We start from the raw sequence: 14,189 nt of genomic DNA, 5'->3' as shown, positions 1-14,189 counted from the left end.
AGGGCAACCCATGGAGGCATGTGCCGGCTTGGGGTGCTAGGCATCCGGTTGATCATGAAACCCTTGCACACAACAGTGCAACACCACTCGAATGCCCGCCTCGTCTTCTGCCAATGCCGCTTGCATCAGCATACCCAGCTGGGTTTGCAGCGCTGGCCAAGGCATGAAAGACTCTAACGCTTTCATGATGCGCGGGTGTGCCGTAGACATGGGGTTGTCGCCAATCAGCAGCTCTTCATAAAGCTTTTCGCCGGGCCGCAAGCCAATGAAACTGATGTCAATGTCGCCATCGGGCTGCTGCTCGTTGCGCACTTGCAGGCCTGAGAGCTCCACCAGCCGGTAAGCCAGGTCAAGAATCTTGACCGAGTGCCCCATTTCCAGCACAAACACCTCACCACCTTGTGCCATCACTGCGGCTTGCAAGACCAACTGCACAGCCTCTGGAATGCTCATGAAATAACGGGTGACCTCCGGGTGCGTCACGGTGATGGGGCCACCATTGGCCAATTGCTCCCGAAACAGCGGCACCACGCTGCCACTGCTGCCCAGCACATTGCCAAAGCGCACCATGCTAAAGCATGTGCTTTGGTTGCCCGGCTCAGAGGCCAACGCTTGCAACACCAGCTCAGCCATGCGCTTGCTGGCACCCATCAGATTGGTGGGGCGCACGGCTTTGTCGGTAGACACCAGCACAAAGCGGCTTGCCCCCACCGCTGCGGCCGCCTGCGCCATGTTGAGCGTTCCAAACACATTGTTGATAAGGCCTTGCGACGGGTTGCACTCCACCATGGGCACATGCTTGTAGGCTGCAGCGTGGTACACGGTGTGTGGCCGGTAAGTGGTGCAAATCCAGTCCAGCCGACGCCGGTCAACCACCGTGGCCAACAGCGGCACCAGTTGGGTCTTAGCGTCGGTGTCTTTGCACCAGCCGTCAAGCTCGCGGTGCAGGGTGTAGAGGGCGAATTCGCTGTGCTCCAGCAGCAACAGCTGGCGCGGATGCTGCTGCAAAATTTGTCGACACAATTCGCTGCCAATGCTGCCGCCCGCCCCGGTCACCAGCACCGTTTTGCTTTCTATGCAACTGGTCAACAGGTCTGCTTGCAAAACCACCGCATCGCGGCCAAGCAAGTCGTCAAGGTCAAGTTCGTGCACGTCTTGCACCGACACTTTGCCGCTGGCCAGGTCAGACAGCGCGGGCAAGGTGCGGGTGTGCACATGCAGCGTACGCAGGGTGTGGATGATTTGGTTGCGCTGCCCTCGCGACACATTGGGAATGGCCAGCAGCACATCGGTGATGTCATATTTCTGCACCACCTCAGACAGCATGGCGGGTGAAAACACCGGCAAACCATTGATGGTTTGGCCAATTTTGCCGGGGTCTTCATCAATGAACCCATAGGGTTTCAGGCCACCGGCAATGCCCAAGGCCGATGCGGTTTGCACCCCCACCGTGCCGGCGCCGTAAATCAGCATGCGCCCCTGCTCAAAACCGCGCCCAAAGCCCACCCCAGCCAGCCAAAACCGTGCGGTGGCGCGACTGATGCCAATCAACAGCAAAAACAGAATGGGTTGCAGCACCCCCAGCGTGACCGGAAACACCGGCCACAGCAGCCACTGCAAAAACACCAGGTGAATGACGGCATACAACCCCACCGCCAGCGCAGTGGTCACCAGCGCATCCAGCCCGGTGTAACGAAAAATGGCACGGTACAAGCCCATGCGGACAAAGATGGGAACGGCCATGAGCGGGCCAGACAAATACACCCACCACTGGTGACCTTGCGGCCAGTGCAAAGACTCCTCTCGCAGCGAATAAGCCGCCCAGGTAGCCAACAAGGCCAGCACAATGTCAACACCCAGCACCACGGCGCGCTTGGCCGGGCGTGACAAGCCCAGCAGACGTTGGTTGAGCTGGCTATTTTTCATTTGGCATATCCGAACTGCAGTTTTAGAAGAGCTGAGATTGTGCCAGCTGAAGATGGAACGCCACCGGTTTGCAGCGCGTGGCCAATGAGTGAAAATCTGACGGTTGACGCACTTTTTGCGCCCCTCACTTTTTATTCGGAGCCCCTGCATGACGATCAAATACAGCCCAGACCACCAATGGATTGAACTCAACGGCCAGGTTGGCACGGTAGGCATAACCCACCACGCACAAGAGGCGCTCGGCGATGTGGTGTTTGTGGAATTGCCCAAAGTCGGCAACACCTATGCCGCCAAAGACGCTGCCGCCGTAGTGGAGTCAGTCAAAGCTGCGGCCGATGTGTACATGCCCGCCCATGGCGAAGTGATTGAAGTGAACGAGGCCTTGCTCGCAGACCCTTCGTTGGCAAACTCAGACCCACAAGGTGCAGGCTGGTTTTTTAAAATCAAACTTGTTAACCCCGCTGAACTCGATGCGCTGATGGACGAAGCCAGCTACGCCAGTTTCGTGGCCTGAAGACATTCTCAAATTTCACCACTGCAGCGGTGCAGTCAATTCACCCCGTATTTTTCAAGGCAAGCAGCAAGCGCTGATGAGGGTTGCGCTGTGCTGAGCCATTACAATCTCGCTCGACGAGCCTTCCCGCATGGTGAAGCGGCCAACCGGGTCAGGTGGGGAACCAAGCAGCCCTAACTGTGGAGCCAGTGCCGGGGTCAAGGCTCGTCACCCTCCCCCTCTTTTACCGCTTAAGCTATTTATTTGATAGCTTATTAAGCTTATATTATAAGGGCTAGAGCCCTATTTCTCATATAACTCCCATGCGCTTGGCTTGCTCGGTCAGCTCGGTGCGGAAATTCGGGTGGGCAATGCCAATGAGTTCATGGGCGCGCTGGCCGGCTGACTTGCCACGCAATTGCGCCACACCAAATTCAGTGACCACGTAATTGATGTCGTTCTTGCTGGTGCTTACGTGGGTGCCGGGAGACAACACCGGCACGATGCGCGAAATGCTGTCGTTTTTGGCCGTGGATGGCAGCACGATAAACGCTTTGCCACCATTGGACTGATTGGCTGCACGCACAAAATCCGCTTGCCCACCGGTACCAGAGTAAGGCAAGTGCGCCAAACTCTCGGAACCGCATTGCCCCAACAGATCAATTTGCAACGTGGCATTGATGGCGACCAGCTTGTCGTTCATGCCTGCCAGGCTCGGGCTGTTGGTGAAATCAACGGGATGAATTTCAAGCGCCGGGTTGCGGTCCATGAACTTGTACAACTTACCCGAGCCCAAGGCAAAAGTGGCCACCATCTTGCCCGGCAAGTAGTTTTTACGGCGGTTGGTCACGGCACCCGCTTCCAACAGGGTCAAAATGCCGTCGCCAATCATTTCGGTATGGATGCCCAGGTCGTGCTTGCCGGTGAGTTGCATGACCACGGCGTCTGGAATGCCGCCGTAGCCAATTTGCAGCGTTGAGCCGTCGTCAATCAAATCGGCCACATATTTGCCTATGGCTTCTTGCACTGGGCCAATTTTGGGCAGCCCCACCTCCAGCACCGGCTCAGTGCTTTCCACCAAGGCCGCCACTTGAGAGATGTGCACATGACAGTTGCCATAAGCAAACGGCACGTTGGGGTTGACCTCTAGCACCACCGAGCGCGCTTTGGCCACAGCGGCCATGGTGTAGTCCGCCCCCAGACTGAGCGAAAAATAGCCGTGGGCGTCCATCGGCGAGGCCATGCTAAATACCACGTCTGACGCCATCTGGCCACGCTTAATCAAACTTGGGATTTCAGAAAAATAGTTGGGAATGAAGTCAATCCAGCCCGCTTGCCCACCGGCACGGGTGGCCGCGCCATAAAACAAAGCCACATGGCGCACATGTGCCACGGTCTCAGGGTCGATGTAGCCAAACTTGCGAATGGCCAGAATTTGCGCCACTTTGACATCGTGCCAGCGTCTGCGCTGCTCTGACAACGCAGTCAGCAGCGCAGGCGGCTCGCCCACCCCAGTGGGCACCACGATCAAATCACCATCTTGCACCAGTGCCATGGCATCGGCAGCGGATCTGAGTTTTTGGGCATATTCAACTTGAACGGACATGCGGGTTTTCCCTTAAAAAGGAACGATTTAACAAGCCCAAACCAGCAGAAAACTGACAACTGAGGCGTGCAGCCGTAGGGGGCAGAATCAAGTTTTCAGCGGCAGACCAGACCACATTTCATTCAAGTCTGGAAACTGCCATTTGTCAGGGTCTTCACGTTGAAAAATTTTCTCGGTGCATCCCTTGGCTGACAAATCCACCACGTAGGGCGAGATGCGCAAGTTGGATTTGGCTGAAAAAAACACTTTCACAATGGGCGTGGTGAGCGAGCCCGTGGACTGCTCTGTGACCACCCCAATCCGGCCAGAACTGAGCCGCACCAATGAACCCACCGGGTAGATACCCATGCTTTTCACAAAGGCCTGAAACACTTTGGGGTCGAAATGCCCCTTGGCCCAGTCGGCCATTTGACGCAAAGATTCAGCTGGATCCCAGCCCGCCTTGTAGGGGCGGTTAGAGGTGATGGCATCGTAAACATCGCACACCGCCCCCATTTTGGAATACAGACTGATTTGGTCGCTTTTCAAACGCTCTGGGTAGCCGGTGCCATCGGTCTTTTCGTGGTGATGCAAGACCACATCCAGCGCAATCGGATCTACATCGGGGCTGGCTTTGAGCATGCGAAAACCCTCTTCAGGATGTGTCCGCATGATGGCGAATTCAGCTTCAGTCAATTTACCGGGCTTGTTGAGCACCTCTGTGGGCATGGCCACTTTGCCCAAGTCATGCAACAGCCCAGCCATGCCGCATGAACGCGTGATGGCTTCATCCAGACCCAGCTGTTTGGCCAAGGCCACCATCATGGCGCACACCGCGACAGAATGCATGTAGGTGTAGTCATCGGCGGTTTTCAGGCGTGCCAGGCTGATGATGGCACCCGGGTTGCGGGCGATAGAGTCTGAAATGTCTTCAACCAATTGCCGCGCGCCCCCCACGTCCACAGCGTTGCCCATGCGCACTTCTTCAAACATGGAAACCACCGCCGCTTTCGACTCCAGACAAATGCGTGCGGCGCGTTCAATTTCTTGAGATGCACTGACCGGCGTCTTGTCTCGCAGCAAATGCGGTGTCACGGGCAAGTTGAGCGACACGACCGGGGCAACGATGATTTCAGCAACGCTTTCAACCGCTTCACCGGAAGGCACGTCTGCGCCCAAACTGACATCAATCCAAACTTCTTTGATCGGGCTGTTCAAAATCAAAGCCAAATCGTTGGCCTCTTTCAGCACAAACCCCGTTCGCCAAAAGGGATGATCCATCCAAGAGCCGCAAAACTCTTTCAGATGCATGCCCAGTTGCAACTGCTCAACTGTTATTTTTTTCAGCATAAAGGTGGGTGATGTCTGAAATTTGTACCGTCTTCAGGTCTGAAACAGAGCCGCTGACCTTGAAATGAACCCAGACGAGTTGATGAATCAAGACTTCAACAGTCAGTCAGTGCAAATGGCGTGGTTTGCGCCCGCCCCCATGGCCAAGACTGCCACCCCCGGTTCCGCGCGGCGGTTTACCCAACTGCAAAGAATTCACCAAGTCATCAAAGCGCTGGCTAAACAGGCTGTCCACAGCTGCAACCACACCGCCGAGTTCAGCGCCATCAAAATGCCGCTCCATCAGACTCACCACGTCTTGTACAAGAAGGTCGCGCTGCACCTGCATGATGGACGCCGGATCAGGCCCAACGAAAAGAATCACAAAGTCATCACGCGATTCAGCGTCTGGGTTGTCATCTTCGTCTTCATCATCAAATTCAGCATCGTAAAAAGTGACCTCAATGGCGGCGCCGGTTTGAGCCACATCGTTGAGGTTCATGCACATTTCATCGAGTGTTTGACGAAAGTCATCATCGCCCTCCACTGTCCAGCACATTTGCAGAAGGTGTTCTTGGGCATCAAATTTGATGCCTGGCTCATCTTCATAAAAACTACCCTTGGCATCGTTGAGTGAACGAGCGCCCACGTATTTCCATAAGGGCTTTAAAACGTCTTGTAGCTGCTGAAAAGTGACGTTTTCCTGCAGGGCAACTTGGCCGTGCACATGAATTTCTAAAGGAGCGTTGTATCGAGGCATGTTGTGTGTTGATTTTGGTGCTGAGGCCAGAACCGAATCTAGCCTCTAAGTGTTTGATTTAATTCAATAAAAAAATATTCTCAAAAAACAACAATCATCAAAGACACCATCATTTTTCAATTCGTATCATTTATGCAACACTGTGACACCGTTTGAATTGATCTGATATTACCCCAATGAAACCTGCTCTTTGCGGGGGCCGGGCGCATGCTGGCGTGCCAGCAAGGTGTACATGGTTGGCACCACAAACACCGTCAGCAGTGTGCCCAAGCTCATGCCGCCCACAATCACCCAGCCAATTTGATGGCGACTTTCAGCCCCTGCGCCGGTGGCCAGCGCCAGCGGCACCGCGCCCAGCACCATGGCGCCGGTGGTCATCATGATCGGGCGCAGGCGCTGGGCGGCTGACTGCTGCACCGCCGACATCATGTCCATGCCCTGCTCGCGCAGCTGGTTGGCAAACTCCACAATCAAAATGCCGTGCTTGGTGATCAGCCCGACCAGCGTGATCAAGCCAATTTGGCTGAACACATTGAACGTGCCGCCCGACCATTTCAGCGCCAGCAGCGCACCCGCCATCGACAAAGGCACGCTCAACATGATGACCAGCGGGTCAATGAAACTCTCAAACTGCGCCGCCAGCACCAAAAAGATGAACAGCAGCGCCAACGCAAACACCAAGGTCAAAGCGTCAGACGATTTTTTGAACTCGCGGCTGATGCCGTTCAAGTCAGTGGCATAACCGGGTTTGAGCACTTTTTGCGCCGTGGCATCCATGAAATTGAGCGCCTCGCCCACCGAATAAGTGGCACTCAGGTTGGAAGTGATGGTGGCCGAGCGGCGCTGGCCAAAGTGAATCAGCTCACGTGGCACCACCACCTCGCGAATCTTGACCAGTGCGGACAGCGGAATCAGCTCGACCCCTTTGCCACGGACAAAGATTTTTTCAATGTCGTCAGGCGTGTCTCGCCCCGAGGGAGCGGTTTGCACAATCACGTCGTATTGCTCGCCACCGCGCTTGTACCTCGTGACCTTGCGTCCGCCCAGCATGGATTCAATGGCACGGGCAATCAGATCCACGCTCACCCCCAAGTCTGCAGCGCGTTCACGGTCAACTTCTAGCTTGATCTCAGGCTTGTTCAAACGCAGGTCGGTATCGACCTGCACAAAGCCGGGGTTCTTGGCCATTTCGTCCTGAAAAGCCCGCACCGTTTTGGCCAGCTCCTGGTAACTCTCAGAGGTGATGATGACAAACTCAATGGGCTGGCTGCGAAAGCCCTGCCCGAGCGAAGGCGGCGTGATAGGCGTGGCGCTCACCCCCGCCAGCCCTGAAAACCGCGGCGTCATGGCGCGAGCCATCTCCAGCGTGCTGCGCTGGCGTTCTTGCCACGGTTTGGCTCTGAAAAAGATGTTGCCCTGCGACACCGTGGGGTTGCCCACCGTGGCAAATATCCGGTCAAACTCAGGGTAATCCTCGGCAATGCGTTCAATGCCACGGGCATAACGGTCGGTGTAAGCCAAGGTGGCGCCGTCTGGGGCATTGACCCGCGCCAACACCACACCGCGGTCTTCCAGCGGCGAGAGCTCGCGCTTCAAGTCACCCAAAGTCCACCAGGTCACCCCACCGCTGGCCAGCATCACCAGCAACACCAAAACGCGCCTGCGCAACACCCAGCCCAGTCCCAAGCTGTAGGTGCGGGTCGCGCGTGTCAGCAGGTTTTCCATGTGCGCGTCAAACCAGGTGGGATGCGGGTTGTGGCGCAGCAGCAGCGAACTCATCATGGGCGACAGCGTCAGCGCCACCAGCCCCGAGATCACCACCGCCCCGGCCAGCGCCAGGGCAAATTCGGTGAACAGCCGCCCAGTGCGCCCGGGCGAAAACGCCAGCGGCGCGTACACCGCCACCAGTGTCATGGTCATGGCCACAATGGCAAAGCCAACCTCCCGCGCACCTTTGAGGGCAGCCTGAAATGGCGGCAAACCTTCTTCAATGTGGCGGTAAATGTTCTCCAACATCACGATGGCATCGTCCACCACCAGGCCAATGGCCAGCACCAGCGCCAGCAGCGTCAGGGTGTTGATGCTGAAACCGGCCAGCGACATCATGGCAAACGTGCCAATCAACGCCACCGGAATCGTCACTAGCGGAATCAACGAGGCGCGCAGCGTGCGCAAAAACACAAAAATCACCAGTGCCACCAACACGGCGGCCTCCACAATGGTTTTGAACACCGCTTTGATCGACTCATTAATGAACACCGAGTTGTCATTGGCCACCGCAATCGTCACCCCCGGCGGCAAATCGCGGCGCAGCTTGTCTAGCAATCCCGTGACACCCTTGGATAGCTCCAGCGGGTTGGCGGTGGACTGCTTGACCACCCCCACACCGACCGAGTCGCGCCCGTTCAGGCGCACAAAAGAGCGCTCATCCACCGGCGCTTCCTGCACCTGCGCCACGTCAGCAATTCGAATGGGCTGCCCCGCCACACTGCGAATCACCACCTGGGCAAACTCCGGCGCAGTTTGCAAGTCGGTGGCGGTGGTCACGTTGAATTCGCGCTGGGCGCTCTCAATGCGACCCGCCGGCACTTCCAGGTTGGCACGGCGCAAGGCGTCTTCCAGGTCTTGCACGGTGAGCTTGTAAGCCGCCAGTTTGTCGGGGTCAACTGAGATGCGCATGGCAAACTTGCGCTCGCCATAAATGTTGACCTCGGCCGCACCTGGGGCGGTTTGCAGCACTGGCTTGACCAGCGTGTTGGCAATTTCAGAGAGTTGCAGCGCGGTATGTGTGTCAGAGCTGAGCGCCAAAAAAATCACAGGGAACGACTCGGCCTCCACCTTGGCAATCACCGGCTCGTCTATGCCTTGTGGCAAGCGCTGGCGCACCCGGGTGACCTTGTCGCGCACGTCGGCAGCGGCGGCATCGGCGTCGCGACTGAGCACAAAGCGCACACTGATCTGGCTGCGCTCCTGGCGGCTGGTGGAGGTGATCACGTCCACCCCTTCTATGCCCGAGAGCGAGTCTTCCAGCACCTTGCTCACCTGGCTTTCCATGACCTCGCTTGAGGCGCCAGCAAAAGTGGTGGTGACCGAGACCACCGGCTCGTCAATTTTGGGGTACTCGCGCACCGACAAGCGGTTGAATGAGACGGCGCCAATCAGCACAATCAACAACGACAGCACGGTGGCAAAGACCGGGCGACGGATAGAGGTTTCAGCCAGCTGCATGAAATTTTCCCTGGCCAATGCTCAATGAGCGCTTGCTTTGATTTCAGAACTTGAAGGGCTTGCAGGGCTTGCTGCACCTGCACCAGATGCTTCTTTTTTTGCGGCATTCTTGGGGCTTGACGGCTTACCCAGCTGCACCACTTTCACCGGTGTGCCGTCTTTTTGCAAGCGCTGCTGACCCGCCACCACCACCGTGTCACCCAAGCGCAAGCCTTGCACAATTTCGACCTTGCCTTGGCTTCGTACCCCCAGCGTGACCTCTTGGCGTTGCGACACCCAAAGCGTGTCGGGCGGCAGTTGCGCCCCTGGCTCAGGTTTGACCAACTTGTAGACCAGCTGGCGGTTGCCTTGCGGCACGATGGCTTCTTCAGGCACCACCAGCGCCGCGTCATTGACTGAAAACACCGTGGTCACACGGGCAAACATGCCTGAACGCAGTGGCTGCTTGTCACTGGCTTGGGCGGCTTGGGGCAACACCGCGCGCACCCCAATCGAGCGGCCGTTGGCATCCAGCAGCGGGTCGATGGCCTCCACCACCGCGCTGAACGTGCGCCCAGGCACGGCATCCAGCACCACCTCGACTGTTTGACCGGTACGCAGTTTGCCGCCCAGTCGCTCCGGCAGACGAAAGTCCACCATCATCTGGCGGGTGTCTTCCAGCGCCACCAAGTCTGTGCCATCTTTCACATAGTCGCCCACATTCACCAGCCGAATCCCGGCGGTGCCATCCAATGGTGAGCGCACCGCCATGCGGCTCAGCCGCGCCTGCGCCAAGACCAATTGGGCTTGCGCCACTTGCAGTGCGGCGGCACTGGTGTCAAGGGTTTGTTTGGCCATAAAGTTGGCGGCCACCAGCTCTTGGGTGCGGTTGTAATTGGCCTGCGCAATGGCCAGCTGGGCTTGCATTTGCTGCACATCGGCTTGTTGCAGCAAGTCGTCAAACTGCACCAGCACTTGCCCTTTGCGCACCGTGCCACCGTCTTTGAAATGCAGCGCGGTGATGCGCCCCACCAGCTCCGGGCGCAACATCACGCTTTGCCGTGCGCGCAAGCTGCCCACGGCTTGCGCGTCGTCACGCAATGGCATGGCCACCACCTGGGTCACCTCCACCCCGGCGACCCTGGGTGCTGCCACCGTTTTGGCCGACTTGCCAGCCTTTGATGTGATTTCTTTGGCCGTCATCGGCTGGGCTTGCAGCCACCAGGCACCGCCAGTCGCCAAGCCCATGCCCACCACCGCCACTGACCAAAATTTGAATTTGCTTGCCATGAAATTTTTCGATGATGAGGTTAACTTTGCACTCAGCGCTTACCCAAAGCCAGCTCGACGCCTTGGTTGGCCAACTGGTCGGCACGTTCGTTGCCTGGGTTGCCGTTGTGGCCACGCACCCAGCGCCATTCAATCTGGTGTGTGCCGCTATTGACCAGCGCATCCAGCCGCTGCCACAGGTCGACATTTTTCACCGGGGCTTTGGTGGCGGTTTTCCAACCCCGGGCTTTCCAGCCGGGCAACCATTCGGTCATGCCTTTGAGCACGTATTGGCTGTCCACATGCAGCGTGACCTTGCATGGGCGCTTCAAAGCCGCCAGCGCCTCAATCACCGCCGTCATTTCCATGCGGTTGTTGGTGGTGCCCAGCTCGCCACCAAAAAGTTCTTTTTGGGCGTCTGCAGACTTCAGCCAGGCGCCCCAGCCACCTGGGCCGGGGTTGCCCTTGCAGGCGCCATCGGTGTAAATGTCAATCGGATTCAAAAAATCACCTCAAATCAATGTTGATATGCATTATTGGCCTGTAGCGCTTGATTTACCTGCGCGACCAGCTACTGAAACAGGAGCATTTGCTAGCCGCAAAGCGGGCTTCCAAGTGGGGTTGAGCAGCGTCATGCCGCGCACCCGCTTGACCGCCACCACAGCGTAAACCGCGCCGAGTATCGGCCACCAGCGCGCGCCAAAGCTGTCCATCCAGGCAAACCGCTCCAGCCACTGGGGGTTGGCCAGTGCGGGCCGGTAGCAACCAAAATGCCCGGAATCAAGTTCAAAACCCAGCAAACGCAACCAGTCGCGAATGCGTAAATAGCCCAAAAATTCACCCGTGTCGGGCAAAAACAGATGCTGCCAACCAAGCCGTTTGTACAGGTGGGCACGGTACTGGCGAAACCCCCACAAGCTCATGGGGTTAAAGCCGGTGATGACTACCCGCCCTTCTGGTACCAGCACCCGGTAGACCTCACGCAAAGCGGCGTGGGGGTCGGCAGTAAGCTCCAGGGTGTGTGGCAGCACCACCAAATCCAGGCTGTTGGCGGGGAACGGCAGTGCCGAAAACTCGGTCAGAAACACCGCATTGTCATGTGCAGTTTCGGTGGCCAGCCAGCGGTGCGGCATGCGGTTGGCGGCCAGCGCATCTAGCTCTGGCAAGCCCAGTTGCAGGGCGTGAAAACCAAACACATCGGCCACCGAAGCGGCCATTTGACGGCGCTCCCAGTCCAGCAGGTAAGCCCCGGGTGGGGTCGCCAGCCAGTCATGCAAACCTATAATTTGATTGCCCATGAAGTTAATTCCAATCCCTGCTTTCAACGACAACTACATCTGGATGTTGCATCACTACCAGCGGGCGGTGGTGGTCGACCCGGGTGATGCCCAGCCAGTTTTCAAGGCTTTGCAGTCACTGGGCTTGACGCTGGAGGCGATTCTAGTCACGCACCATCACCAAGATCACACTGGCGGCGTGGCTGCGTTGCGCCAGGCCACTGGTGCGCAGGTGTTTGGCCCTAGCATGGAGCGCATGCCCGAGCCGCTGCAACGCATGGCCGACGGGCAAACCCTGTGCGCGCTTGGGCTGACGTTTGAGGTGCTGCATGTGCCAGGTCACACCGCTGGCCATGTGGCTTACTTTGCCCATGTACCCAACCAGAGCCCGGTGCTGTTTTGTGGCGACACGCTGTTTAGCGCGGGCTGCGGTCGCTTGTTTGAAGGCACGCCCGCGCAGATGCTTCAGTCATTGACGCGGCTGGCCGCCCTGCCCGCTGCCACCCGAGTGTGCTGCGCCCATGAGTACACCTTGGGCAGCTTGCAATTTGCTTTGGCAGTGGAGCCTGACAATGCCGACACCGCGGCCTACCAACAGCGCGCACAGGCACTGCGCCAAGCCCACCAGCCCACCTTGCCGTCCACCTTGGCGCTTGAGCGGCTGGTGAACCCTTTTTTACGCACCCATCTGCCCGCCGTGGCGCATGCGGTGCAACAGCGCAACAACCACGCACACAGCCCTGTCGATGTGTTTGCGGCTTTGCGTGCCTGGAAAGATCAATTTTGAAAACCTTTTTTCGTGCTGCCGCTCTGGCAGCCTGCGTCTGGCTGGTGGGCTGCGCTGCGCCTGGCTTGACCCCATCGCCGCTTGAGGGTGCGATAGACCCTGCTGCCCAAGCAGATGCCACGCCCAATGTCCAAGCTGGTGATTTGATTTACCCCTCAGGTGGTTTGAAACCCTTGGCCAACACCCAACTGGGCTCTCAATACGTGCAAGCGCTGCAGCCCCCGGTGGATTTGTGGGAGCGCATTCGCCGCGGCTTTGCCATGCCTGACTTGGACAACAACTTGGTGCGCGAGCGCGAGCTGTGGTACAGCAGCCGCCCAGATTACGTGGCGCGCATGACCGAGCGTGGCAACAAATACCTGTTTTACATTGTTGAAGAGTTGGAGCGGCGCGGCATGCCCTCAGAGTTGGCGTTGTTGCCTTTTATTGAAAGCGCCTTTAACCCGCAAGCGGTGTCCACTGCCAAGGCGGCCGGCATGTGGCAATTCATGCCAGCCACAGGGCGGCAATTTGAGTTGAAGCAAAACCTGTTTCGAGACGACCGCCGCGACGTGATCGAGTCCACCCGGGCGGCGCTGGACTACATGCAAAAACTCTACGGCATGTTTGGCGACTGGCATTTGGCGCTGGCCGCTTACAACTGGGGCGAAGGCAGCGTCAAACGCGCCATGGACAAAGCTGCCCGCAGCGGGCAAAGCACCGCCTACACAGACTTGCCCATGCCGATGGAAACCCGCATGTATGTGCCCAAGCTGCAAGCGGTGAAAAATTTGGTGGCCAATCCCGAAGCTTTTCGTGTCACGCTGCCCGTCATCAACAACCACCCCTACTTTCAAAGCGTTGAGGTGGATCGTGACATTGATGTGGCCTTGGCCGCCCAATTGGCCGAAGTCCCGCTAGAAGATTTCAAAGCGCTCAACCCGTCATTCAACAAGCCGGTGTTGCTGGCCTCGGGCACAGCGCAGATGCTGCTGCCGTGGGACAACGCTGAGCGCTATCAAGCTAACTTGGAAGCTTATACCGGTGGCCAACTGGCCAGCTGGACGGCTTGGGTCGCACCCGCCACCCTGAACCTGGCAGCGGCAGCCAAGCGGGTTGGCATGACCGAAGCCGAATTGCGCGCCGTCAACAACATCCCGCCGCGCATGTTGATCAAAGCTGGTTCTACCCTATTGGTGCGACGTGCGGCGGGGTTGAACGTGGATGTGGCAGAACACATTGCCGACAACGGCCAGTTGTCGCTGGCGCCTGAGGTGGTGCTGCGTAGAACCACGGTGAAAGCCGGACGCAAAGACACCGTGGCCAGCCTGGCCAAGCGCTTTGCGGTGAGTGCAGCCTCGGTCGCCCAGTGGAACAAGGTCAGCACCAGTGCATCGTTCAAAACAGGTCAAGCCGTGGTGCTGTACTTGCCAGCTCGCGCCACCGTCAGAAAAGCCAAGGCCCGGCGCAACCCTGTAGCGCGCCAGCAGCTGGCAAAAGGCAAAAAGCCAACCCGGTTGGCCAAAAATTAGCCGAAGGTGCAGCGGCACCTGCCCGGCAAGCGCCATGCTACCCAA

At 57.9% G+C, this 14,189-nt stretch carries 11 protein-coding genes and 1 other RNA gene; 4 read left to right on the top strand and 8 right to left on the bottom strand.

The window, feature by feature from the left end; genetic code table 11:
- Window positions 1-36: 36 nt before the first annotated feature.
- Window positions 37-1,926 carry a nucleoside-diphosphate sugar epimerase/dehydratase gene (locus PHT20_RS05550; protein ID WP_301019768.1) on the bottom strand — a complete coding sequence of 630 codons (1,890 nt, stop codon included), beginning with the start codon at window positions 1,924-1,926 and terminating at the stop codon, window positions 37-39.
- A 148-nt stretch (window positions 1,927-2,074) separates the two neighbouring features.
- On the opposite strand from PHT20_RS05550, the gene gcvH reads away from it, so the two are divergent.
- Both gcvH and ffs read left to right on the top strand, forming a co-directional pair.
- Window positions 2,075-2,440, top strand: a complete 366-nt coding sequence (gcvH, locus tag PHT20_RS05545) for a glycine cleavage system protein GcvH (protein WP_301019767.1) — start codon at window positions 2,075-2,077, stop codon at window positions 2,438-2,440.
- A 115-nt stretch (window positions 2,441-2,555) separates the two neighbouring features.
- Window positions 2,556-2,652: signal recognition particle sRNA small type (ffs, locus tag PHT20_RS05540), an RNA gene on the top strand.
- 77 nt (window positions 2,653-2,729) lie between these two features.
- Here ffs and PHT20_RS05535 read toward each other — a convergent pair.
- The 7 genes from PHT20_RS05535 to PHT20_RS05505 form a co-directional block, all read right to left on the bottom strand.
- Window positions 2,730-4,025, bottom strand: coding sequence for an acetyl-CoA hydrolase/transferase C-terminal domain-containing protein (locus tag PHT20_RS05535; protein ID WP_301019766.1), 1,296 nt, complete (start codon window positions 4,023-4,025; stop codon window positions 2,730-2,732).
- 87 nt (window positions 4,026-4,112) lie between these two features.
- Window positions 4,113-5,354, bottom strand: a complete 1,242-nt coding sequence (locus PHT20_RS05530; protein ID WP_301019765.1) for an HD-GYP domain-containing protein — start codon at window positions 5,352-5,354, stop codon at window positions 4,113-4,115.
- Between the two features lie 106 nt (window positions 5,355-5,460).
- Entirely contained in the window at window positions 5,461-6,093 is a 633-nt protein-coding gene (locus PHT20_RS05525; RefSeq protein WP_300086989.1) for a DUF6806 family protein, read from the bottom strand.
- A gap of 168 nt (window positions 6,094-6,261) precedes the next feature.
- Window positions 6,262-9,321, bottom strand: a complete 3,060-nt coding sequence (locus tag PHT20_RS05520) for an efflux RND transporter permease subunit (RefSeq protein ID WP_301019764.1) — start codon at window positions 9,319-9,321, stop codon at window positions 6,262-6,264.
- A gap of 21 nt (window positions 9,322-9,342) precedes the next feature.
- Window positions 9,343-10,590, bottom strand: coding sequence for an efflux RND transporter periplasmic adaptor subunit (locus PHT20_RS05515; RefSeq protein WP_301019763.1), 1,248 nt, complete (start codon window positions 10,588-10,590; stop codon window positions 9,343-9,345).
- 32 nt (window positions 10,591-10,622) lie between these two features.
- Complete coding sequence (gene rnhA / locus PHT20_RS05510) at window positions 10,623-11,072, bottom strand: ribonuclease HI (RefSeq protein ID WP_300084536.1); 450 nt, start codon at window positions 11,070-11,072, stop codon at window positions 10,623-10,625.
- Between the two features lie 30 nt (window positions 11,073-11,102).
- A complete protein-coding gene (locus PHT20_RS05505) occupies window positions 11,103-11,867 on the bottom strand; it encodes a methyltransferase domain-containing protein (protein WP_301019762.1) in 765 nt (254 codons plus the stop codon).
- On the opposite strand from PHT20_RS05505, the gene gloB reads away from it, so the two are divergent.
- Window positions 11,866-12,633, top strand: a complete 768-nt coding sequence (gloB, locus tag PHT20_RS05500; protein WP_301019761.1) for a hydroxyacylglutathione hydrolase — start codon at window positions 11,866-11,868, stop codon at window positions 12,631-12,633. The two genes, PHT20_RS05505 and gloB, sit on opposite strands and share 2 nt — an antisense overlap.
- A complete protein-coding gene (locus PHT20_RS05495) occupies window positions 12,630-14,144 on the top strand; it encodes a transglycosylase SLT domain-containing protein (protein ID WP_301019760.1) in 1,515 nt (504 codons plus the stop codon). The genes gloB and PHT20_RS05495 overlap by 4 nt, the downstream gene beginning before the upstream one ends.
- The last annotated feature ends 45 nt before the right edge of the window (window positions 14,145-14,189 follow it).

The organism is Rhodoferax sp., assembly GCF_028715765.1.
In the GTDB taxonomy this organism is placed as follows: domain Bacteria; phylum Pseudomonadota; class Gammaproteobacteria; order Burkholderiales; family Burkholderiaceae_C; genus Rhodoferax.
This window is presented reverse-complemented; position numbering and strand designations above follow the sequence as displayed.